The sequence below is a fragment of the Cupriavidus sp. PB-02 genome (assembly GCF_058252315.1).
Genome location: NZ_CM177694.1, coordinates 3,595,465 through 3,617,700, shown reverse-complemented (window position 1 = coordinate 3,617,700; position 22,236 = coordinate 3,595,465). Strand labels below are relative to the sequence as shown.

The 22,236-nt window shown below is 65.5% G+C and carries 20 protein-coding genes; 14 read left to right on the top strand and 6 right to left on the bottom strand.

Annotation, left to right across the window (positions count from 1 at the left end; all coding sequences use genetic code 11):
- Window positions 1-82 precede the first annotated feature (82 nt).
- Complete coding sequence (locus AC10V3_RS16980) at window positions 83-1,078, bottom strand: bifunctional riboflavin kinase/FAD synthetase (RefSeq protein ID WP_041681144.1); 996 nt, start codon at window positions 1,076-1,078, stop codon at window positions 83-85.
- A gap of 307 nt (window positions 1,079-1,385) precedes the next feature.
- On the opposite strand from AC10V3_RS16980, the gene AC10V3_RS16975 reads away from it, so the two are divergent.
- Window positions 1,386-3,155: a hybrid sensor histidine kinase/response regulator gene (locus tag AC10V3_RS16975; RefSeq protein WP_490922650.1), complete on the top strand. Its 1,770-nt coding sequence runs from the start codon at window positions 1,386-1,388 to the stop codon at window positions 3,153-3,155.
- Between the two features lie 43 nt (window positions 3,156-3,198).
- Here AC10V3_RS16975 and AC10V3_RS16970 read toward each other — a convergent pair whose 3' ends face one another.
- Window positions 3,199-3,858, bottom strand: a complete 660-nt coding sequence (locus tag AC10V3_RS16970; protein WP_022536467.1) for a response regulator — start codon at window positions 3,856-3,858, stop codon at window positions 3,199-3,201.
- Between the two features lie 265 nt (window positions 3,859-4,123).
- On the opposite strand from AC10V3_RS16970, the gene purN reads away from it, so the two are divergent.
- The 6 genes from purN to nadC all read left to right on the top strand — a co-directional run bounded on the left by purN (window position 4,124) and on the right by nadC (window position 11,383).
- Window positions 4,124-4,792: a phosphoribosylglycinamide formyltransferase gene (gene purN / locus AC10V3_RS16965; protein WP_349606290.1), complete on the top strand. Its 669-nt coding sequence runs from the start codon at window positions 4,124-4,126 to the stop codon at window positions 4,790-4,792.
- The gene (locus tag AC10V3_RS16960; protein ID WP_022536465.1) at window positions 4,789-6,204 is read left to right on the top strand and encodes an RsmB/NOP family class I SAM-dependent RNA methyltransferase; all 1,416 of its coding nucleotides are present in this window, start codon (window positions 4,789-4,791) and stop codon (window positions 6,202-6,204) included. Before purN ends, AC10V3_RS16960 begins: the two co-directional genes overlap by 4 nt.
- A 63-nt stretch (window positions 6,205-6,267) precedes the next feature.
- Entirely contained in the window at window positions 6,268-7,662 is a 1,395-nt protein-coding gene (locus AC10V3_RS16955; protein WP_349606289.1) for a mechanosensitive ion channel family protein, read from the top strand.
- A gap of 389 nt (window positions 7,663-8,051) precedes the next feature.
- The gene (locus AC10V3_RS16950; protein ID WP_349606287.1) at window positions 8,052-9,242 is read left to right on the top strand and encodes a DesA family fatty acid desaturase; all 1,191 of its coding nucleotides are present in this window, start codon (window positions 8,052-8,054) and stop codon (window positions 9,240-9,242) included.
- A gap of 126 nt (window positions 9,243-9,368) precedes the next feature.
- A complete protein-coding gene (nadA, locus tag AC10V3_RS16945; RefSeq protein ID WP_349606286.1) occupies window positions 9,369-10,523 on the top strand; it encodes a quinolinate synthase NadA in 1,155 nt (384 codons plus the stop codon).
- A complete protein-coding gene (nadC, locus tag AC10V3_RS16940) occupies window positions 10,520-11,383 on the top strand; it encodes a carboxylating nicotinate-nucleotide diphosphorylase (RefSeq protein ID WP_490922647.1) in 864 nt (287 codons plus the stop codon). The genes nadA and nadC overlap by 4 nt, the downstream gene beginning before the upstream one ends.
- A 78-nt stretch (window positions 11,384-11,461) precedes the next feature.
- On the opposite strand, the gene nadB is transcribed toward nadC, so the two are convergent.
- The 4 genes from nadB to AC10V3_RS16920 form a co-directional block, all read right to left on the bottom strand.
- Window positions 11,462-13,054 carry an L-aspartate oxidase gene (gene nadB / locus AC10V3_RS16935; protein ID WP_490922645.1) on the bottom strand — a complete coding sequence of 531 codons (1,593 nt, stop codon included), beginning with the start codon at window positions 13,052-13,054 and terminating at the stop codon, window positions 11,462-11,464.
- A 194-nt stretch (window positions 13,055-13,248) separates the two neighbouring features.
- Window positions 13,249-13,419 (bottom strand): 50S ribosomal protein L33, encoded by a 171-nt coding sequence (rpmG, locus tag AC10V3_RS16930; RefSeq protein ID WP_010814980.1) that lies wholly within the window; start codon window positions 13,417-13,419, stop codon window positions 13,249-13,251.
- 13 nt (window positions 13,420-13,432) lie between these two features.
- The gene (rpmB, locus tag AC10V3_RS16925; protein WP_006575661.1) at window positions 13,433-13,666 is read right to left on the bottom strand and encodes a 50S ribosomal protein L28; all 234 of its coding nucleotides are present in this window, start codon (window positions 13,664-13,666) and stop codon (window positions 13,433-13,435) included.
- Window positions 13,667-13,845: 179 nt separating this feature from the next.
- Window positions 13,846-14,397 (bottom strand): JAB domain-containing protein, encoded by a 552-nt coding sequence (locus AC10V3_RS16920; protein ID WP_490922641.1) that lies wholly within the window; start codon window positions 14,395-14,397, stop codon window positions 13,846-13,848.
- Between the two features lie 709 nt (window positions 14,398-15,106).
- Between AC10V3_RS16920 and AC10V3_RS16915 the strand changes: the two genes are divergently transcribed.
- The 7 genes from AC10V3_RS16915 (at window position 15,107) to AC10V3_RS16885 (ending at window position 22,203) form a co-directional block, all read left to right on the top strand.
- Window positions 15,107-15,595 carry an FKBP-type peptidyl-prolyl cis-trans isomerase gene (locus tag AC10V3_RS16915; RefSeq protein ID WP_022536458.1) on the top strand — a complete coding sequence of 163 codons (489 nt, stop codon included), beginning with the start codon at window positions 15,107-15,109 and terminating at the stop codon, window positions 15,593-15,595.
- A gap of 40 nt (window positions 15,596-15,635) precedes the next feature.
- Window positions 15,636-16,601 (top strand): 4-hydroxy-3-methylbut-2-enyl diphosphate reductase, encoded by a 966-nt coding sequence (gene ispH, locus AC10V3_RS16910; RefSeq protein WP_022536457.1) that lies wholly within the window; start codon window positions 15,636-15,638, stop codon window positions 16,599-16,601.
- A 563-nt stretch (window positions 16,602-17,164) separates the two neighbouring features.
- A complete protein-coding gene (locus tag AC10V3_RS16905; RefSeq protein WP_022536456.1) occupies window positions 17,165-18,358 on the top strand; it encodes a branched-chain amino acid ABC transporter substrate-binding protein in 1,194 nt (397 codons plus the stop codon).
- Window positions 18,359-18,572: 214 nt separating this feature from the next.
- On the top strand, window positions 18,573-19,508 hold the full coding sequence (locus AC10V3_RS16900; RefSeq protein WP_022536455.1) for a branched-chain amino acid ABC transporter permease: 936 nt from the start codon (window positions 18,573-18,575) through the stop codon (window positions 19,506-19,508).
- Window positions 19,509-19,521: 13 nt separating this feature from the next.
- Complete coding sequence (locus AC10V3_RS16895; protein ID WP_022536454.1) at window positions 19,522-20,679, top strand: ABC transporter permease subunit; 1,158 nt, start codon at window positions 19,522-19,524, stop codon at window positions 20,677-20,679.
- 13 nt (window positions 20,680-20,692) lie between these two features.
- Window positions 20,693-21,469, top strand: coding sequence for an ABC transporter ATP-binding protein (locus AC10V3_RS16890; RefSeq protein ID WP_022536453.1), 777 nt, complete (start codon window positions 20,693-20,695; stop codon window positions 21,467-21,469).
- A 17-nt stretch (window positions 21,470-21,486) separates the two neighbouring features.
- Window positions 21,487-22,203, top strand: a complete 717-nt coding sequence (locus AC10V3_RS16885) for an ABC transporter ATP-binding protein (RefSeq protein ID WP_022536452.1) — start codon at window positions 21,487-21,489, stop codon at window positions 22,201-22,203.
- Window positions 22,204-22,236: the final 33 nt, after the last annotated feature.

Here is a 22,236-nt window from a genome sequence, read left to right as displayed (position 1 = left end):
CCGGCGGGCGCGCGTGAAGACTGGGGCAGGCGGCATGCGAACCGGGGCCCGCGCAACAGCGTGCGTGGGCGGGCGCCGGCCGCTAGCTAATTCGGTCGGTGGCGGAGGTGGCGAAGTCGCGGCCGCCCGCGCCTTCGGCCGCGCCCGGCGCGGTCAGGCCGAAGAAGGCGCGCGCTTCGGCGCTGTCCTTGGCGATCGCGGCGGTCAGTTCTTCCAGGCTGTCGAAGCGTGCCTCGTCGCGCAGCTTCTTCATGAACTCCACCCGCACCAGCTTGCCGTACAGGCTTTCATTGAAGTCGAACAGGTGGACTTCCAGCAGCACCCGGCCGGCGTCCTCGATGGTCGGGCGCACGCCGATGCTGGCCACGCCCGGCAGCGGGTGCTCGGCAATACCGTGCACCTGCACGACAAAGATGCCGTTGACCGCGGGGCGCTTGTGCGAGATGCGCAGGTTCAGCGTCGGGAAGCCCAGGTCGCGGCCCAGCTTGCGTCCGTGGATCACGTGGCCGCTGATGGCATAGCCGTGGCCCAGCAGGCGCCGCGCGTGCTCCAGGTCGCCGTCGGCCAGCGCCTGGCGCACTGCCGAGCTGGAGATGCGGATGCCGCCTTCGGACACCGAGCCCATCTGCTCGACATCGAAGCCGTAGCGGCGGCCCGCTTCCTGCAGGTAGGCAACATCGCCGGCGCGCTTGGCGCCGAAGCGGAAATCGTCGCCGACCAGCACCCAGCGCGCGTGCAGTCCGTGCCACAGCACGTTCTCCACGAATTCCTGCGGCGACTGGCCGGCAAAGTGGGCGTTGAAATGCTCCACCACCACGCGGTCCACGCCATTGCGGCGCAGGCTTTCCAGCTTGTCGCGCAGCAGCGCGATGCGCGTGGGGGCCTTGTCCGGGGTGAAGAATTCGCGCGGATGTGGCTCGAAGGTCATCACGCACAGCGGCAGGCCGCGCGCGTCGGCAGCCGCGCGCGCGCGCGCAAGCAGCGACTGGTGGCCGCGATGCACACCGTCGAAATTGCCGATGGTGAGCGCGCAGGGCGCCCGGCTTTCGGCGTTGGGCAGGCCGCGGAAGACTTTCACGGGGACGGCGGGAAACTTTTCAGGTAAAGCGGGCATTATAAGGCGAATGGGTCGGCTTGCCGCTCCCGCGGCCGGTGACCGGCCCCGTGCTGCTGTTTTTGTGCCGCAACCGGCCCTCGCGGCATGGCGCGATGCTGCAAAAGGCGGCATGATATGCGTCACCTCGGCGTAACCTAAGCATCACTCCGGGAAGAACGACAAAAACTCGATATATTCGGCCCCGCTGATCCCCGACACCGCCATTCCAAGCCAGTCACACTTGAACGACGCGCCGCCCAACCGGTTCTTCCCCCGGCTCCTGCCCCGAATGCTGCCCCAGGCGACCGCCCAGCTCGACGTCGAAACGCGCGCCAAGCTGATGGCCATCGTGCACAAGAACTCGCCGACGGCGATCGTGGCCTCGGTGCTGCTGCCCGCGCTGACTGCCCTCGGATTCTGGGATGACGTGAGCCATGCTGCCTTGTTGGGCTGGTGCGTGGTGATGCTGTTGCTGACCGCCGGTGGTCTGTGGTTCTACTACGGCTACCAGCGCGACAGCGCCTCGATGAGCCGCTCCGCGCACACGCGCAAGTGGTGGAACAATATGCGCGCGGTTGCGTTCCTGACCGGCGTGACCTGGGGCAGCTCGGCGCTGCTGCATTTGTATACAGGCTCGGCGGTGTTCTCCAGCGTGCTGTACCTGCTGACACTGGGGGTGATCGCGGGCGGCGCGGTGTCGCAGGCGCCGGTGCCGTCCAACCTGGTCTACGCCGGGGTGCCGATCCTGGTGCCCAATATCCTGATGGCGGAGTTCGCCTTCCCTGGCCATGGCGCCTATGTACAGGGGCTGCTGGTGATCTACGCGCTGATGCTGTCGCGCCATGCCTTCAATCTGCAGGTCACGCTGGTGCGCGCGATCCAGCTCGAAGGCGACAGCCGCCGCCTGGCCAAGCAATTCCAGGAAGAGAAGGAGCGCGCACTGCATGCCAGCGAGGAAAAGTCGCGCTTCCTGGCAGCGGCCAGCCATGACCTGCGCCAGCCGGTGCATGCGCTGGTGATGCTGGTGGAGGCGCTGCGCGCGCGCAACCAGTCCTCGGCGCTGCATCCGCTGGTGGAGCAGGTGGCGGCCGGCACCCAGACCATCGACCTGCTGTTCCGCTCGCTGCTGGACCTGTCCAAGCTGGAAGGGCGCAAGGTGTTGCCTACGCTGGAGCCGTGCGAGCTGGGCGCGCTGATCCGCGACGTGATGAGCCAGTTTGCCGCCGACGCGCGCGAAAGCGGCCTGACGCTGACGCCGCGCGTGCCCGACGAGCTATATGCGATGGCCGAGCCGGTGCTGCTGCGCCGCGCGCTGTTCAACCTGGTGCAGAACGCGCTGCGCTACACCCAGCGTGGCGGCGTGCTGGTGAACGCGCGCCAGCGCCGCAAGCATGTGCGGCTGGAGGTGTGGGATACGGGTGCCGGCGTCACTCCCGAGCACTTGCCGGAAATTTTCTCGCCCTACTACCAGGTCAACAACCCGCAGCGCGACCCGTCACAAGGGCTGGGCCTGGGCCTGGCGATCTTCAAGGAGTGCGTGCGGCTGATGCGCGGCACCTATGGCGTGCGCTCGGTGCCGGGCAAGGGCTCGGTGTTCTGGTTCGCGCTGGCGCCGGTGCCGGCCGAGACCGTGGCCAGCGTGCGCGAGATGCGCGCCATGGCGCAGGCCGAGGAAGCCAAGCCCGATCGCCTGCAGGGCACGGTGCTGGTGGTCGACGACGACAGCCAGATCCGCAAAGCCTGGATTGCGCTGATGGAAGCGTGGGGCATCCGCGTGGCCTGCGCCGCGCACGGCGCCGAAGCCGACAAGCTGTTCGCGAAGGGCCTGCGCCCGGACATCATCTTCTGCGACCTGCGCCTGCCGGGCAGTGAAAACGGGCTGGACCTGCTGGAGCGCTGGCAGAACACGCAGCCGCAGGCGCGCAGCGCGCTGCTGACCGGCGACCTGAAGTCGGCCGCGCTGGCAGCGGCGGAAGAGGCGGGGTATTTCGTGTTGCCAAAGCCGGTGGACCCGGCTTCGCTGCGCATGCTGCTGCGGCGCTGGCTGCGCCCGGCGTAGGAGGAGAGGGCGAAAGCGCCGGCGATGCCGGCGCCGCTGATGCTTACTGCCGCAGGCGGAAGCGTTCCATCCGCGACATCACCTGCATGCGCGTGCGCACGCCCAGGCGCTGCAGGATGGCCGACACGTGTTCCTTGACCGTGTTCTCGGTCAGCCCCAGCCGGCGCGCGATCACCTTGTTCGGCAGTCCTTCCAGCACCAGCGCCAGCACCGAGCCCTGGCGCGGCGTCAGGCCGAGCTCAGCCGGCGTGACCGGAATGCCGTGCGCGGGCCCGAACGACTGCGCGTGCCCGTTCAGCGCTTCATCGGTAGGGAAGGAGGTGTCGCCCGCCAGCACCTTGCGCACCGCCGCGGTAAAGGCGTTGGCGTCCAGGTGCTTGCCGACGAAGCCGCAGGCCGACAGCGCGCGGGCGCGGCCCACGATCTCCGGCGTGGCCTCGGCGGACATGAAGATAAAGCGTGCGCCGGGGATCACGGTCTTGAACGACTGCATGGCATCGAAGCCGGTGCCGTCGTTCAGCCAGATATCCAGCAGCACGATGTCGGGGCGAAGCCCCTCTTGCAAGCTAGCCAGGGCTTCGCGGGCACTGCCGGCGGCGTGTACCGCCACATCCGGCATCACTTCGGCGAGGAACGCCGTAGTGCCTGACAAAGCCATGGGATGATCATCGACCACCAACAACGTCGGTGCAGCGTTCGACATGCGAATTCCCGTCTAATTTCCCGTTTCGTCCTTGTTGTCACCAGCTCTACGCGAGCACTGTGTCGTACTGCCATGCACAGGTTTGGCGCGTGGACGTAGGGCCCACTCTAGCAGAGGGGGCGAAGCGTCACAATCCATCAATCGGGGGTATACGGCGCCGCCACCACATGTTAGTGGCATCGCGTCCTTTCCGAATCTCGTGAATTAAGTACCTAATGGGTTAGCTTTACCGGAGTTTAGCGCCTTGCCTTGGTAGAATTGCGCGATGAAAAAAATTGTCATCTTGATTTCCGGGCGGGGCTCCAATATGGAAGCCATCGTCCGAGCCTGCGCGGGAGGTGGCTGGCCCGCCCGCGTGGCAGCGGTGCTGTCCAACCGGCCGGATGCCGCCGGGCTGCGGTTCGCACAGCAGCAAGGCATCGAAACCGGGGTCGTCGACCATCGCCAGTTCCCTGACCGCGCCGCCTTCGACGCGGCACTGGCCGAGGCCATCGACGCCTACGCGCCCGACCTGGTGGTGCTGGCGGGCTTCATGCGCATCCTGACCCCCGGCTTCGTCGACCGGTACGCGGGCCGGCTGTTCAATATCCATCCCTCGCTGCTGCCTTGCTTCCCCGGGCTGAACACTCACAAGCAGGCGCTGGACGCCGGCGTCAAGCTGCACGGCGCCACCGTGCATTTCGTCACGCCCGAACTGGACCACGGCCCGATTGTGATCCAGGCCGCGCTGGACGTGCGGCCGACGGATACGCCCGAGAGCCTGGCGGAGCGCCTGCTCGAATGCGAGCATGTGATCTATCCGCGCGCCGTGCAATGGTTTGTCGAGGACCGCCTGCAACTGCAGGACGGCGTAGTCAACGTTATCAACCCGGCCGAGCCGCAATTGCTGATGGCCATCTCCGCCAATACCCGGGCGGAAGGAGTCAAGGCATGAGTCGCAACGAGGCAGGAAACCGACCCGCAGGAACCCGACCCGCTCGCAGCGAGGGCCGCGCGCCCGTGCGCAGCAAGGGCAAGGGCAGTCCCATCCGCAAGCCGGCCAACGCCGGCCGGGACGGCGCGCCGCGCGTGCACGGCGGGCTGCATGCCACCCATATCCAGCATATCGACCGGCTGCTCGGCAAGGTGATGCTGTTCGCCCGCCCGGCCGATGCCGTGGTGAGCTACTACTTCCGCGAGAACAGCAAGCTCGGCCACCGCGAGCGCGGCATCATCGCCGAGGCGATCTACGCCGTGCTGCGGCGGCGCGTGGAGTTTGCGCAGTTTGCCGAAAGCGGCACGGGCGCGACCTCGCGCCGGCTGGCGCTGCTGGGCCTGGCCGCGACGCTGGGGCGCGACGTGCTGTCGCCGTTCCTGCATCCCGAAGAGGCCGAATGGCTGGACCGGCTGACCACGATCGAGCGCTCGAGCCTGGCGCCGCGCGTACGTGCCAACCTGCCAGAATGGCTGTACGACGAACTGGTGCGCCAGCATGGCGAGACCTTCACCGCGGCGCTGGGCGATGCCTGGCTGCGCCCGGCCCCGCTGGACCTGCGCGTCAACCTGGCCAAGACCAGCCGTGAGGCGGCGCTGGCCGAGCTGCAGGCCGCCGGCCTGGGCGCCGAGTCCACGCCGATGGCGCCGGCCGGCATCCGCATGACCGGCAAGCCGGCGCTGAACCAGTTGCCGATCTTCGTCAACGGCCTGGTCGAAGTGCAGGACGAGGGCAGCCAGCTGCTGTGCAACCTGGTGGCACCCAAGCGCGGCGAGATGGTGGTCGACTTCTGCGCGGGCGCGGGCGGCAAGACGCTGGCGCTGGGCGCGGCGATGCGCTCGACCGGCCGGCTCTATGCCTTCGACGTATCGGAGAAGCGCCTGGCCAACCTCAAGCCGCGGCTGGCGCGCAGCGGACTGTCCAACGTCCATCCGGTGCTGATCGACTCCGAGCGCGACGCCAAGATCAAGCGCCTGGCCGGCAAGGCCGACCGGGTGCTGGTGGACGCGCCGTGCAGCGGGCTGGGCACGCTGCGGCGCAACCCTGACCTGAAGTGGCGCCAGTCGCCAGAATCGGTGCTGGAGCTGACCGCCAAGCAGAGTGCGATCCTGGATTCGGCCGCGCGCCTGGTCAAGGGCGGCGGCCGCGTGGTCTACGCCACCTGCAGCGTGCTGGAAGCCGAAAACGAAGCGATCGTGCGCGATTTCCTTGCCGCGCACCCCAACTTCCGCCTCGTGCCAGCCAGCGAAGTGCTCGCCGAACAGAAGATCGAAGTCCCCGGATTGTCGGCAGATAGCGCCATGTTCGCGCTCTTTCCACACCTGCACCAGACCGACGGCTTCTTCGCCGCAGTGCTGGAACGCACCAGCTGAAGCGCGCCGCCGGCCGCCCACTGGTTTGCGGGCGGCCGGCCTGCGCCAACCCCTGAATTCTCCATGAACGGCGAAACCCTGTCCGGCCTGGGCGGCGGCCTGAAAGCCTCCCATTCGACGTTCGGCAAGATGCTGGACGACCTGATCCGCGACGCAGGCGGCCCGGGCTTCTTCTGGCAGCTGCTGGTCCTGGCTGGCTGCCTGCTAGTGGCCTGGCCGCTGGCGCGCTATGTCGTGCGGCGGCTCGAAGCCCGCTACGAAAGCTCCAGCTTCTCGGTGCGCTTTGCCGCCGCCAGCCTGGAGCGGGCTATGTTCCCGCTGGCCGGCTGGGTGCTGGTGATGATCGCCCGCTTCGCGCTGGAGTCGCTGATCCCGATCAGCGTGCTGCGCCTCGCGCTGGTGCCGCTGTTCGGCATCACCGCCCTGAACTTCACCTTCTATATCCTGCGCCGGGTCATGTCCGGCAGCGGCCAGTTGCACGGCATGCTGCTGCTGGTGGAAAAGGTGCTGACCACGCTGGTGTGGGTCGGCATGGCGCTTTACGTGCTGGGCGTGCTGTCGGACGTGGTCGGGTGGATGGAGGCCGTGCGCTTCTCGATCGGCGGCAAGCAGAAGATCAGCCTGGCCGACACGCTGATGGCGGCGGTGTGGATCCTGCTGACGGTGCTGGTGGCGATGTGGTTTGGCTCGTGGCTGGAAGAGCGGCTGATGCGCTCGAACAACCTGGACGTCAACCTGAAGGTGGTGCTGACGCGCATCTCCAAGGCGCTGCTGCTGCTGGTGTCGCTGCTGCTGAGCCTGTCGCTGGTGGGCATCGACCTGACTGTCCTGTCGGTGTTCGGAGGCGCGCTCGGTGTCGGCCTGGGCCTGGGTTTGCAGAAGATCGCCAGCAACTACATCTCCGGCTTCATCATCCTGCTGGACCGCTCGGTCAAGCTGGGTGACCAGATCACGGTGGACAAGTACACCGGCATCGTGTCGCAGATCCGCACCCGCTACACCGTGGTACGCAACGGCGACGGCGAGACACTGGTGCCGAACGAGCAACTGGTGGCCCAGTCGGTGCAGAACCATTCGTTCTCGAACACCAATGTGCGCGTGGCGACACGCGTGCAGGCCGACTACAACGCCGACCCGGAAACCGTGATCGCGCTGCTGACCGCCTGCGTGCGCGACCTGCCGCGCGTGCTGCGCGACCCGGAGCCGGCCGCCTTCCTGGTGATGTTCGCCGACAGCGGCATCGAGTATGAGGTTGCGGTCTTTATCGCCGACCCGCAGAGCGGCAAGCTGGGGGTGCAATCGGCAATGAACCGCGCCATCTGGCGCACGCTGCGCGACCACGGTATCTCGATCCCGTATCCGCAGCGCGAGGTGAGGGTGCTGGGCGACACGCCGCTACCCGGCATGACCGCTGCGGCACGGCCAGCCGAACTGCCTGAAGCTGCAAATGCACCTTAGGCGTCACTAGCGCCCGATCGACCTTGGGTGGGCGCCGCATGCGCCACCCCAAGGAACGAAAAGCGTTGCGCCCCGTCCAAATCCGGGTAACAGCGTATGCATGCAACTTCGACGATCCGGTAGAATGCCGGGTTGTCGCGGGTTGCGCGCATCCCGCTCCCCACATCAGACACAGCCGCCAGATTGCAGCGGCTCGTACCTTGTCCCGCCAGCCACGGCCGGCGCCAGACTCGTGTGCCAGGGAGCCCGGAGCGACTTCGGGTCCCGCGGCACGCGCCAGACAGCTATCGCAATCAATAGATTCGCAGCTATTTTTTTCTGCGCGTTGTGTGCACCGGCCATCCGCCGGCCTGCACGGGAAAGTCCCTGTTTAATCGACGGAGAACAGTTTGTTCGACACTATTCTTGACTGGGCCGCCAATGGCCTTGCCAACTGGACCTGGTGGGAGATCGTCATCTACACGCTCGTGATGACGCATATCACGATCGCCGGCGTCACCATCTTCCTGCACCGCTGCATGGCGCACCGGTCGCTGGATCTGCACCCCATTGCCCAACACTTCTTCCGGTTCTGGCTGTGGCTGACCACTGGCATGGTCACGCGCGAGTGGACCGCGATCCACCGCAAGCACCACGCCAAGTGCGAAACGGAAGACGATCCGCACAGCCCGCAGACCCGTGGCATCCGCAAGGTGCTGCTGGAAGGCGCCGAGCTGTATCGCGCCGAAGCCAAGAACAAGGAAACCGTCGCCAAGTTCAGCCATGGCTGCCCCAACGACTGGATCGAGCGCAACGTGTACTCGCGCTTCACCTGGCAGGGCGTGGGCCTGCTGCTGATCATCGACCTGGCGCTGTTCGGCGTGATCGGCATGTCGGTTTGGGCGGTGCAGATGCTGTGGATCCCGATCCATGCCGCCGGCATCATCAATGGCCTGGGCCACTGGTGGGGTTATCGCAACTACGATTGCGAAGATGCGTCGACCAACGTGTCGCCGTGGGGCCTGATCATCGGCGGCGAAGAGCTGCACAACAACCACCACACCTACCCGACTTCGGCCAAGTTCTCGATCAAGTGGTATGAGTTCGACGTGGGCTGGGGCTATATCCGAGCGATGCAGGCGGTCGGCCTGGCCAAGGTCAAGAAGACTCCGCCGAAGGCGCGCCTGGTGGAAGCCCGCCCGGTCGACCACAACACGCTGGAAGCCATCATCGCCAACCGCTATGACGTGATGGCGCGCTACGCCAAGGCCGTCAAGGGCGCGTTCCGCCAGGAACTGGACAAGCTCAAGGAAGGCGGCGTGGCCGAGTACCGCAGCTTCAAGCCCGCCAGCAAGTGGTTTCACCGCGAGGAAACCAAGCTGGCCGCGACCCAGCGCGAGCAGCTCGCCAGCATCGTCGAACAGAACAAGGCGCTGCAGACCTTCGTGGAAATGCGCCGCGAACTGGCCGCCATCTGGGGCCGTTCCAACCTGACGCGTGAGCAGCTGCTGCAGCAGCTGCAGGCCTGGTGCCATCGCGCCGAGGCCAGTGGCATCCAGGCGCTGCACGATTTCTCGCTGCGCCTGCGCCGCTACGCCTGATACAATTCGGCCGCGCCGTATGGTTTGACAAAGCCCCGCCCATGGCGGGGCTTTTGTTTTAGATAAACTCCCCCATGTTCTGGCCGGCCGCACCCTTGTTGGCGGAGGTCTAGAGGAGTACCGGAGATGACCCCACAATCGATCAAGACCGTCGAGTTCGAGAAACCGAACCTGGCGAATGCCGAAAACGCCACTGGCGAAAGCTGCGTGGCCCACGCTTGGGCCAAGGTGCCGCCGGTGCTGACGCCCGACGAGCGCCAGGAACTGAAGGCGCGTATCCGCCGCCTGCTGAAGGAACGCAACGCGGTGCTGGTGGCGCACTATTACGTCGACGCCGACCTGCAGGACCTGGCCGAGGAAACCGGCGGCTGCGTCTCCGATTCCCTGGAAATGGCGCGCTTCGGCCGCGACCACGAGGCCAAGACCCTGGTGGTGGCCGGTGTGCGCTTCATGGGCGAGACTGCCAAGATCCTCAGCCCCGAAAAGACCGTGCTGATGCCGGACCTGGACGCGACCTGCTCGCTCGATTTGGGCTGCCCGGCCGATGAGTTCGCCGCGTTCTGCGATGCGCACCCGGACCGCACCGTGGTGGTTTACGCCAACACCAGCGCCGCCGTGAAGGCGCGCGCGGACTGGATGGTGACCTCCAGCATCGGCCTGAAGATCGTCGAGCACCTGCACGCGCAGGGCAAGAAGATCCTGTGGGCCCCGGACAAGCACCTGGGCAGCTATATCCAGAAGCAGACCGGCGCCGACATGCTGCTGTGGCAGGGCTCGTGCCTGGTGCATGACGAGTTCAAGGGCATCGAGCTGGACCTGCTGCGTCGTGAATTCCCCAACGCCAAGATCCTGGTGCACCCGGAATCGCCGGAAAACGTGGTGGCGCAGGCCGACGTGGTCGGCTCGACCTCGCAGTTGATCGAGGCCGCGCAGAAGCTGGACGCGACCGAATTCATCGTCGCTACCGACAACGGCATCCTGCACAAGATGCGCATGGCCGCGCCCGGCAAGCACTTCATCGAAGCACCGACCGCCGGCAACAGCGCGACCTGCAAGAGCTGCGCGCACTGCCCGTGGATGGCGATGAACGCGCTGACCAACCTGGCCGAGGTGCTGGAAACCGGCCGCAACGAGATCCATGTCGACCCGGCAATCGGCGCCAAGGCGGTGACCTGTATCAACCGAATGCTCGACTTCGCCGCCGCGCAGAAGCGCAACGTGCGTCCGTCGTCTGACCTGGCCAAGGAACAGGCCCTGTTCCAGGGGATCGGCCCGGCATGAGCGTGAATCCGATTTTCGACAGCTACGGCCAGGCGCTGCAGGCAGCGCTGCAAGCCAATGTGCAGGCAGCCATCGACGAGGACGTCGGCAGCGGCGACCTGACCGGCCTGCTGGTTCCCGCCGGCAAGGCCGCCCGCGCGCGCGCGATCGTGCGTGAATCGGCGGTGCTGTGCGGCCAGCCGTGGTTCGATGCCTGCATGCGCGCGGTTGATCCGGCGCTGGAAGTGCGCTGGCTGCAGCAGGAAGGCGCACGCATGGCGCCAGACTCGGTGGTGTGCGAGATCAACGGCCCGGCGCGCTCGCTGCTGACAGCCGAGCGCCCGTCGCTCAATTTCCTGCAACTGCTGTCCGGCGTGGCCACCGCCACGCGCCGCTATGCCGACCTGATCGCCGGCACCCGCGCGCGCGTGCTGGACACGCGCAAGACGCTCCCCGGCCTGCGCCTGGCGCAGAAGTACGCCGTGCGCATCGGCGGCGGCGAGAACCAGCGCCTGGCGCTGTACGACGGCATCCTGATCAAGGAGAACCATATCGCCGCGGCCGGCAGCATCACCGCCGCGATGCAGGCGGCGCTGGCGCTCGATACCGATGCGCCGGTGCAGATCGAGGTGGAATCGCTGGTCGAACTGGACGAGGCGCTGGCGGCCGGTGCGAAGTCGGTGCTGATCGACAACTTCACCGTGCCGATGATGCAAGACGCGGTCAAACTCAACCAGGGCAGGGCGCTGCTCGAAGTATCGGGAGGCGTCAATGCCGACACCATCCGCACCTTTGCCGAGACCGGCGTGGACCGCATCTCGGTCGGCGCGCTGACCAAGGACGTGCGCGCGACGGACTATTCGTTGCGGATCATCGGCTGAACGGCCAGTCACCTGGCAAAGAAAAACGGGGTGGGGCCATCAGGCACCACCCCGTTTTTTCTTGCTGTCTGCCAGGCGTTACCGCTTGCGTACGGCCAGCGGCTGCATCACCGTCGGCAGCGCCTTGGGCAGCGACTCTGGATAGTCCCGGCTGAAATGCAGGCCGCGGCTTTCATGGCGCGAATAGGCGCTGTCCACGATGAGTGACGCCACTTCGACCAGGTTGCGCAGCTCCAGCAGGTCGCTGGTGACGCGGAAGTTGGCGTAATACTCGGCGATCTCCTCGCGCAGCAGGCCGATGCGGTGCTGGGCGCGCTCCAGCCGCTTGCTGGTGCGCACGATGCCGACGTAGTTCCACATCATGCGGCGCAGCTCGTCCCAGTTGTGCGACACCACCACTTCCTCGTCGGCATCGGAGACGCGGCTCTCATCCCACGCGGGCAGCGTGATATCGGGCCGGCCGGCCTTGTCCTTGGAGGCGATGTCGGCCGCGGCGGCGCGCCCGATCACCATGCATTCCAGCAGCGAGTTGGAGGCGAGACGGTTGGCGCCGTGCAGGCCGGTGCAGGCGGTCTCGCCCACGGCGTACAGGTTGCCGATATCAGTGCGGCCCGCGGTGTCGGTGACCACGCCGCCACAGGTGTAATGCGCGGCCGGCACCACGGGAATCGGCTCGCGCGTGATGTCGATGCCCAGTTCCAGGCAGCGTGCGTGGATGGTCGGGAAGTGGTTCTTCAGGAAGGCCTCGGGCTGGTGCGTGATATCCAGGTAGACGCAGTCGAGGCCGCGCTTCTTCATCTCGAAGTCGATCGCACGCGCCACCACGTCGCGCGGCGCCAGTTCGGCGCGCGAATCGTGCTCGGGCATGAAGCGCGTGCCGTCGGGCAGCTTGAGCAGGCCGCCTTCTCCGCGCACCGCCTCGGAGATCAGGAAGGACTTGGCATAAGGATGGTACAGGCAGGTCGGGTGGAACTGGATGAACTCCATGTTCGACACCCGGCAGCCGGCGCGCCACGCCATGGCGATGCCGTCGCCGGTCGCCGTGTCCGGATTGGTGGTGTACAGGTAGACCTTGCCCGCGCCGCCCGCGGCCAGCACGGTATGCGTGGCGGTGATCGTGTGCACCGCGCCGGTCCTGTCATCCAGCACATACAGACCGTAGCAGCGGTTGCCCGGCAGCCCCAGCTTGCGCGAAGTGATCACGTCGATCGCGAAGTGGTCTTCCAGGAAGGTGATGTTCGGGTGCCGGGTCGCCTGCTCCAGCAGCGTGCTGACCACGGCGTGGCCGGTGGCATCCGCGGCGTGGATGATGCGCCGGCGGCTGTGGCCGCCTTCGCGCGTCAGGTGGAAGCCCAGTTCGGCCTGTTCGTCGCGCGTGAACGGCACGCCGCGGTCGATCAGCCACTGGATCGCCTCGCGCCCGTGCTCCACGATAAAGCGCGTTGCCTCTTCGTCGCACAGGCCTGCGCCGGCAACGAGCGTGTCCTGCGTGTGCTCGTCATGGCTGTCGCCGGAATCCAGCACGGCGGCAATGCCGCCCTGCGCCCAATCGCTGGCGCCCTGGGTCATGGCGCGCTTGCTGAGGATGACCACCCGGTGGGTGTCGGCCAGTTGCAGCGCGACCGTAAGGCCGGCCAGACCGCTGCCGACGATGGCGACGTCGAAATTCATGGTGCGGAGGGCGCTGGGGGCGCCAGGCAAAAAGGAGGAAACGGCAAAGTCTACACCTGAAGCGCCTTCCCACGCATCAGCGCGCTGCGTGGCGGTGGGCGCTTATCGCCCTGCGGGCGGCGCGTGCCGCACGGCGCGCAGGCAACAAAAAGCCCCGCAACATGGCGGGGCTTTCTGGCGGGATCCCAGATCAATTACTTGATCTTGGTTTCCTTGTAAGCGACGTGCTTGCGGGCGACGGGATCGAACTTCATGATCTCCATCTTTTCCGGCATGGTGCGCTTGTTCTTGGTGGTCGTGTAGAAATGACCCGTGCCTGCGGTCGATTCCAGCTTGATCTTGTCGCGTCCGCCTTTGCTTGCCATGATGTGCTCCTAATTAGACTTCGCCACGTGCGCGCAGGTCGGCGAGCACGGAGTCGATGCCTTTCTTGTCGATCAGGCGCAGGCCGGCGTTCGAGACGCGCAGGCTCACCCAGCGGTTTTCGGATTCAACGAAGAAACGACGATTCTGCAGGTTGGGCAGAAAACGGCGCTTGGTCTTGTTGTTTGCGTGGGAAACGTTGTTGCCGACCATCGGCGCTTTCCCGGTCACTTGACAGACGCGTGCCATGAAGCACTCCTAAATCTTCTATTCGTGGACAATGTTCGCAACAGATCAACAAAAGGCGCGCGGGCCCGGACTGCAGCGGTTGAGACTTCAGCAAAACGGGCATTATAGACCGGATTCCCCCACCGAATCAATGCCATCTGTGCTTTTGCCTCATCAGGTGTTGCGCCGTGTCGTGTGCATCACAAGCCCGGCAGCCGCTCGCAGCATTGGGCCAGCGAGCGGATTTCCTGCCCGGCGACGATGAAATGGTCGAGCAGCCGTACGTCGATGAGGTCCAGCGTGCGCGCCAGCTCGTGGGTCAGGCGGACGTCGCTCTGGCTGGGGGCGGCGGTGCCGGAAGGGTGGTTGTGGGCCACGATCACGCCGGCGGCATTATGCACCAGCGCCTGGCGCGCCACCTCGCGCGGATAGACGGCTGTGCGCGTCAGCGTGCCGCGAAACAGCTCCTCGCTGGCGATCATGCGGTTCCGCGGGTCCAGGAACAGGCACAGGAAGACTTCGTGCGGCAGGGACGCCAGCGTCCCCGCCAGCGCCCGCGTCTCTGCCGCGAACAGGGCGGTCAGGGAGCCAAAGCGGTGCATCAGCTCGCGTGCGAGGTCCACGGCACTCTTGCCGGCCGCGCCCACGCGCAGGAAGACGGCCAGCGGCTCGGCATCGGAAAGGGCGGCGGCGCCGCATTCAAGCAGTTTCTCGCGCGGTCGCTCGCAGGCGGGCCAGTTGGCAATGGTCATGGGCAATCCCGGTGGATTCCCGCCGTAAAAAGTGTTGCACGGTACGGAAGGGCCGGGAAACTGTTCGGAACGAGTCCGGAAACTGTCTGGAAAGGGTCCGGCCGGGCCCAAGGCGGCGGTCGATGGGCCAGTCGAATACAATACGGGTTGTTGGTGCGACACGCACACTCGTGTCCGTCCGCGTCACGTTAGACGCATCGCCCCTGGGAGAGTACTCCCACCTGCTAGTGAAACGAAGCCCACCATAGCTTACGCCGCTAGCGCCTGCTCACTTTTCAGAGTTGTCTGAGAAGCGTTGCTTGCAGTACTGGCCTACCAGCCAGTGCCCGCCCAAAGGCGCGAACCACGCCTTCGGGCGTGGCTCTGTCTGCTCTTCCGAGAGCGGACAGTGGTTTCACATGCCGAAGTTTGGCACCAAGTTTGAACGCGGCCACGTCGGCCGCCAAACGCCAAGTGGGCGAATGTCATCTGCCCACAAGGCGGAGCATTTGCATTTCCGGTCCAGTTTGGACCGGCAGGTAGGGTTCGGGCGGAGCGAAAGCTCTGCGCGCTATGGCATAACCACGGGCTTTCTGTTGTAAAGCCGGTGCCATGATTTGATGGTATTTTGAGAAGGTTTGAGCCGTATGCGGGGAAACCCGCACGTACGGTTCTTAGGGGGGAGTGGGCCAGCGATGGCCTGCTCCTACCCTACACCGGTTGATCACCCATGAATTTGCAAACTTTCGCGTCGGAAGCCGACGGCGGCACGGCTGGCCGCAAGACTGTCCAGGCCGACTCATTCCTGACCCTGCACTACAGCATCGCGCTCGAGAACGGCACCGAGATCGTCAGCACGTTCGAGGACAAGCCCGCCACGTTGCTGCTCGGCCAAGGACAGCTCGCGCCTACGCTGGAGCAGGCGCTGCTGGGCATGCCCGAGGGCGAGCGCATGACCTACCGGCTGGCGCCGGAGCAGGCCTTCGGGCCGCGCAACCCGGACCTGCTGCAGTGGGTGTCGCTGGCCACGCTGCGCGAGAACAGTTCCTTTGAAGAGGACTACAACGCAGGCGATCTGGTCGAATTCAACGCGCCCGGCGGCGGCAAGTACGCAGGCGTGCTGAAGGAATTCGGCGACACCGCGGCGCTGTTCGACTTCAACCACCCGCTGGCCGGGCAGACCATCCTGTTCGACGTGCAGCTGATCGGCGTGCTTTGATTGCGACCCACGTGTGCCGAACCTGTCCTGATACCGCAGCATGCCTGACCTGACCACCGCCCCCGACGCAGAAGTCCTGATGGCCCAGCCGCGCGGCTTCTGCGCCGGCGTCGACCGCGCCATCGAGATCGTCGAGCGGGCGCTCGAGCGCTTCGGCGCGCCGATCTACGTGCGCCACGAAATCGTCCACAACGCCTATGTGGTGGCCGATCTGCGCCGCAAGGGCGCGGTGTTCGTGCGCGAACTCGACGAGGTGCCCGCCGGCGCCACCGTCATCTTCAGCGCCCACGGCGTGTCGCGCGAAGTTCGCCAGGACGCCGCCGCGCGCGGGCTGCACGTGTTCGATGCCACCTGTCCGCTGGTGACCAAGGTGCATGTCGAAGTCGGCAAGATGCGCGCCGAGGGCTGCGAGATCGTGATGATCGGCCATCGCGGCCACCCGGAGGTGGAAGGCACCATGGGCCAGGCCAATGGCGGCATGGTGCTGGTGGAGTCGGTGGCGGACGTCGCCACGCTGCAGGTCGCCGATCCGGAGCGGCTGGCGTTCGTGACCCAGACCACGCTGTCGGTGGACGAGACCCGCGAGATCGTGGCCGCGCTCAAGGCCCGCTTCCCGCAGATCCGCGAGCCAAAGAAGCAGGACATCTGCTATGCCACGCAGAACCGCCAGGACGCAGTCAAGTTCATGGCGCCGCAGGTCGAGGTGGTGATCGTGGTAGGCAGCCCCAACAGCTCCAACTCCAACCGCCTGCGCGAACTGGCCGAGCGCCTGGGCGTGCCGGCCTACATGGTGGACGCGGCCGAGCAGGTTCGTCCCGAATGGATCGCCGGCAAGCGCCGCATCGGCCTGACCGCCGGCGCCTCGGCGCCGGAGGCGCTGGCCCAGTCCATCGTCGAGCGCCTGCGCGCACTCGGCGCGCGCCAGGTGCGCCCGCTGGAAGGCATCCAGGAGAACATGGCGTTCCCGCTGCCGCGCGGCCTGCTGCCCACCAGCGCCGCTGCCTGAGCGGACGCGGGCCGCCCGCCCGTCAATTTCCTGCCTTGCCTCCAAAGGGCGCCGCACAATGCGGCGCCCTTTGTCTTTGCGCGTGCCGATTGTAATGTCACGCATAATGCACGCAGTTGGTGCGACCAATCCGTGGGTGTTCCCCTAATCAGACAAATCAGGGTAATCCCCGTAACTGGGGTTTTCCCTATTATGGTGCGGCGCTACATTCTGCACATTAGAGATCGGTGCAGCCGAATTGAAATGAAACGCCTAATTAATTAAGCGTCATTATAGGTGGCGGCCTCGGTGCTTAATCCCGCCTCCGGGCGGCGCAGGCACGATTCTTGTAAGTATGTGAGGCGGCCCCGGCATGTGGGCGGGAATTGCCCCAATTTGTGCATTGGGGAAATTCCCTAGCTCATTTGACGGGTAAATCGTTCATGTTGTTGCGTCGCGTATTGCATCTGGAAAGAAAGGGGATACAATGCGCGCGTTTCAAATTGAAACTAAACAAAGGCGGTCCAGGGAAACGTCCGGGAGGCGTTGCAATCCCTGTTTTTGTGAATCCTAGGAGATCACTCATGCAAATCACGTTTGCCAAGATTCTGCCGATCGCGGCCGCAGTGGCGCTCGTAGCAGCTTGCGGCAAGAAAGAAGAGAAGCCGGCAGATGCGGCTTCGGCGCCGGCGGCAGCCGCTCCCGCAGCGGGCGACGTCGTCGTCAAGATCGGCCACGCGGCCCCGCTGACCGGCGGCATCGCGCACCTTGGCAAGGACAACGAAAACGGCGCCCGCCTGGCCGTGGAAGAAGTCAACAAGACCGGCCTGGAAATCGGTGGCAAGAAGATCAAGCTGGAACTGGTCGGCGAAGACGATGCCGCCGATCCGAAGACCGGCACTTCCGTGGCGCAGAAGCTGGTGGACGCCAAGGTCGTGGCCGTGGTCGGCCACCTGAACTCGGGCACGTCGATCCCGGCCTCCAAGATCTATAGCGATGCCGGCATCGTGCAGATCTCGCCGTCGTCCACCAACCCGGACTACACCAAGCAGGGCTTCAAGACCACCTACCGCGTGGTGGCCACCGACGCCCAGCAGGGCCCGGCGCTGGCCAACTATGCCAGCAAGACCCTCCATGCCAAGAGCGTGGCGATCGTTGACGACGCCACCGCCTACGGCAAGGGCCTGGCTGACGAGTTTGAGAAGACCGCCAAGGCGTCCGGCGTGAGCGTGGTGGCGCGCGAGGCCACCAACGACAAGGCCACCGACTTCAAGGCCATTCTCACCAAGATCAAGGGCAAGAAGCCTGACGTGATCATGTACGGCGGCATGGATGCCACCGGCGGCCCGTTCGCCAAGCAAGCCAAGGAACTGGGCATCGGCGCCAAGATCGTTGGCGGCGACGGCGTCTGTACCGACAAGGTGGCCGAGCTGGCGGGCGATGCCGTGACCAACATCATCTGCTCCGAGGCCGGCCTGGCCCTGTCGAAGATGGAGCAGGGCGCGGACTTCTCCAAGCGCTACCAGGCTCGCTTCAACGCGCCGGTGCAGATCTATGCGCCGTTCACGTATGACGCGGTGATGGTCATCGTCGATGCCATGAAGCGCGCCAACTCGACCGAACCGGCTGCCATCCTGGCCGAAATGCCCAAGACCAACTACAAGGGTGTGATCGGCAACATCGCCTTCGACGAGAAGGGCGACATGAAGGAAGGCACCATCACGCTGTACGAGTACAAGGACAAGAAGAAGTCCGTCCTCGACGTCGTGAAGATGTAATCTGGGCTTACCGGCCCATCCGAACGGCACCGTGAGTATTTTGCGGTGCCGTTCTTTTTAGCCTCGCCTAATGTAGAAGCATCCTTACCATGGATGGAGCATGGCGAAGCCGCTTACCAGCAACCCAACCTCAGCTACGTTACCCATCACACACTATGGTCCCCCCGGCATCCACACCATGCCGTAAGGTCCGGGACTTGAAGCAGGAGTTTTCATGGATATCTTTATCCAGCAGATCGTGAACGGTCTGGTGCTCGGCAGCATCTATGCGCTGATCGCACTGGGCTACACCATGGTCTACGGCATTCTGGGGATCATCAACTTCGCCCACGGCGATGTCCTGATGATCGGCGCGCTGACCGCCCTGTCAGCGATTCTTGGTCTGCAGAAGTTCGCCCCCGGCCTGCCTGAATGGCTGACGCTGGTGATCGCCACGCTGATCGCCATGCCGGTCTGCGCGATCCTGTCCTATGCCATCGAGCGGATCGCCTACCGGCCCTTGCGCAATGCGCCACGGCTGGCCCCGCTGATCACAGCGATCGGTGTCTCCATCATCCTGCAGACGATGGGCATGCTGATCTGGTCGCGCAACCCGCTGACCTTCCCGCAGCTGCTGCCGTCCGAGCCGATCGATATCGGCACGACCGGCGCCACCATCACCGGCAAGGAAATGGTCATCATCGGCATGGCCGTGATGGTGATGTCCGGCCTGCTGGCCCTGGTCAACCGCACCAAGCTCGGCCGCGCCATGCGCGCCACCGCCGAGAACCAGAAGGTGGCCGGCCTGATGGGCGTGAACCCGAACTTCGTCATTTCCGCCACCTTCATGATCGGCGCCACGCTGGCGGCGCTGGCCGGCGTGATGATGGCCACCAACTACGGCAATGCCCACTTCTACATGGGCTTCATCCCCGGCCTGAAGGCGTTTACCGCCGCGGTGCTGGGCGGCATCGGCAACCTGGCGGGCGCCATGGTCGGCGGCATGCTGCTGGGCCTGATCGAAGCGCTCGGCGCCGGCTATATCGGCGACCTGACCAACGGCGTCTTCGGTTCGAACTACCAGGACGTCTTTGCCTTTATCGTGCTGATCACCGTGCTCGTCTTCCGTCCGTCCGGCATCATGGGCGAACGCGTGGCGGAACGCGCCTGAGGAGAGCGAATCCATGAATACTCCGATTCCATCCACGGCAGCCGTTGCGGCGCCCACCAAGGTGCCGGCCAAGACCCTGGCCGCACTGATTGGCTTCCTGGTGATCGCCCTGTGCGCACCGTTCTTGGTCCAGACCCTGGGCGGCAACTACTGGGTCCGCGTGCTGGACTTTGCGCTGCTATACATCATGCTGGCGCTGGGCCTGAATATCGTGGTGGGCTTTGCCGGCCTGCTTGACCTGGGCTATATCGCGTTCTATGCGGTGGGCGCCTACCTGATGGCGCTGCTGGGCTCGCCCCACCTGGCGAACCAGTTCGAGTGGATCCAGCAACTGTTCCCCACCGGCATCCACCTGTCGATGTGGTTCGTATTGCCGATCGCGATCCTGGTAGCCGCCACCTTCGGCGTGCTGCTCGGGGCGCCAACGCTGAAGCTGCGCGGAGACTACCTCGCCATCGTGACGCTGGGCTTCGGCGAGATCGTCCGCATCTTCATGAACAACCTGGACCGCCCGCTCAACATCACCAACGGACCCAAGGGCATCACCGCGGTGGACCCGGTCCACATCTTCGGCTTCGACTTCTCGAAGACGCACGAGATCTTCGGGCTGAAGTTCTCGCCGGTGTTCATGTACTACTACCTGCTGGTGTTCCTGGTCATCGTGATCGTGATCGTGAGCCTGCGGCTGCAGACCTCGCGTATCGGCCGCGCCTTCGTGGCCATCCGCGAAGACGAGATCGCGGCCAAGGCGATGGGCGTCAACACCCGCAACATCAAGCTGCTGGCCTTTGCCATGGGCGCGTCGTTCGGCGGTGCCTCGGGCGCGGTGTTCGGGGCCTTCCAGGGCTTCGTGTCGCCGGAATCATTCACGCTGTGGGAATCGATCTACGTGCTGGCCATCGTGGTGCTCGGCGGCATGGGCCATATCCCGGGCGTGATCCTGGGTGGCGTCCTGCTGGTGGGCTTCCAGGAGCTGCTGCGCGTGGTCGCCGAGCCGATGCAGACCGGCCTGTTCGGCCACGTGATCGTCGATGCCGAAGTGCTGCGTCAGCTGCTGTTCGGCCTGGCCCTGGTTGGCGTCATGCTGTATCGCCCGGCGGGCATCTGGCCGTCGCCACGCAAGGAAGACCGCCCGGTGGTGCGCCGTGCGGGCAGCGTGGGCCGTTTCTGACCAGGAGGACAATATGAGCAACAACGATTTCCTCCTGTCGGTACAGGGGGTGAACAAGCGTTTCGGCGGCCTGCAGGCGCTGTCCGAGGTGGGCCTGCAGATCAAGCCGGGCGAGATCTATGGCCTGATCGGCCCCAACGGCGCCGGCAAGACCACCTTCTTCAACGTGATCACCGGGCTGTACACGCCGGACTCGGGCGAGTTCGTGCTGGGCGGCAAGGCCTACCAGCCGACCGCCGTGCATGAAGTGGCGAAGGCCGGTATAGCGCGCACGTTCCAGAACATCCGCCTGTTCGGCGAGATGACCGCGCTCGAGAACGTCATGGTCGGGCGCCACGCGCGTACCAAGGCCGGCCTGTTCGGCGCGATCTTCCGTCCGCCTTCGGTGCGCCGCGAGGAAGAGGGCATCGAGGACATGGCGCACGACCTGCTCGACTACGTCGGCATCGGCAAGTACGCCAACTTCACCGCGCGCAACCTGTCGTACGGCCACCAGCGCCGGCTGGAGATCGCCCGTGCGCTGGCGACCGAGCCCAAGCTGCTGGCGCTGGACGAACCGGCCGCGGGCATGAACGCGACCGAGAAGGTCGAGCTGCGCGGGCTGCTCGACAAGATCAAGAACGACGGCAAGACCATCCTGCTGATCGAGCACGATGTGAAGCTGGTGATGGGGCTGTGCAGCCGCATGACGGTGCTGGACTACGGCAAGGTGATTGCCCAGGGCCTGCCGCACGAGGTGCAGAACAACCCCGCCGTGATCGAGGCCTACCTCGGCGCATCGGCGCACTGATGGCCGGAGGACAAGCAATGACACAGACAGTACTGAAGATCTCGGGCCTGAAGGTCGCCTACGGCGGTATCCAGGCCGTCAAGGGTATCGACCTCGACATCAAGGATGGCGAGCTGGTGACGCTGATCGGCGCCAACGGCGCCGGCAAGACCACCACCATGAAGGCCATCACCGGCCTGCAGGGCTGGGCCGGCGGCGACGTGGAATACATGGGCAAGTCGATCAAGGGCGTGCCCAGCTACGCGCTGCTCAAGCAGGGCATGGCGATGGTGCCGGAAGGGCGCGGCGTGTTCGCGCGCATGACCATCACCGAGAACCTGCAGATGGGCGCCTACACGCGCAACGACGAGGCCGGCATCAAGGCCGACGTCGACCGCATGTTCGGCATCTTCCCGCGCCTGAAGGAACGCGCCAACCAGCTTGCGGGCACCATGTCTGGCGGCGAGCAGCAAATGCTGGCGATGGCGCGCGCGCTGATGAGCCAGCCCAAGCTGCTGCTGCTGGACGAGCCCTCGATGGGCCTGTCGCCGATCATGGTCGAGAAAATCTTCGAGGTCGTGCGCGACATTTCGTCGCAGGGCGTGACCGTGCTGCTGGTCGAGCAGAACGCGCGCCTGGCGCTGCAGGCTGCGCACCGCGGCTACGTGATGGAGTCCGGCCTGATCACCATGAGCGGGGACGCCAAGCAGATGCTCGACGACCCCAAGGTGCGGGCCGCGTACCTCGGCGAGTAAAGCGCGCGCTGCCGCCTCCCACCCCGCCGCAAG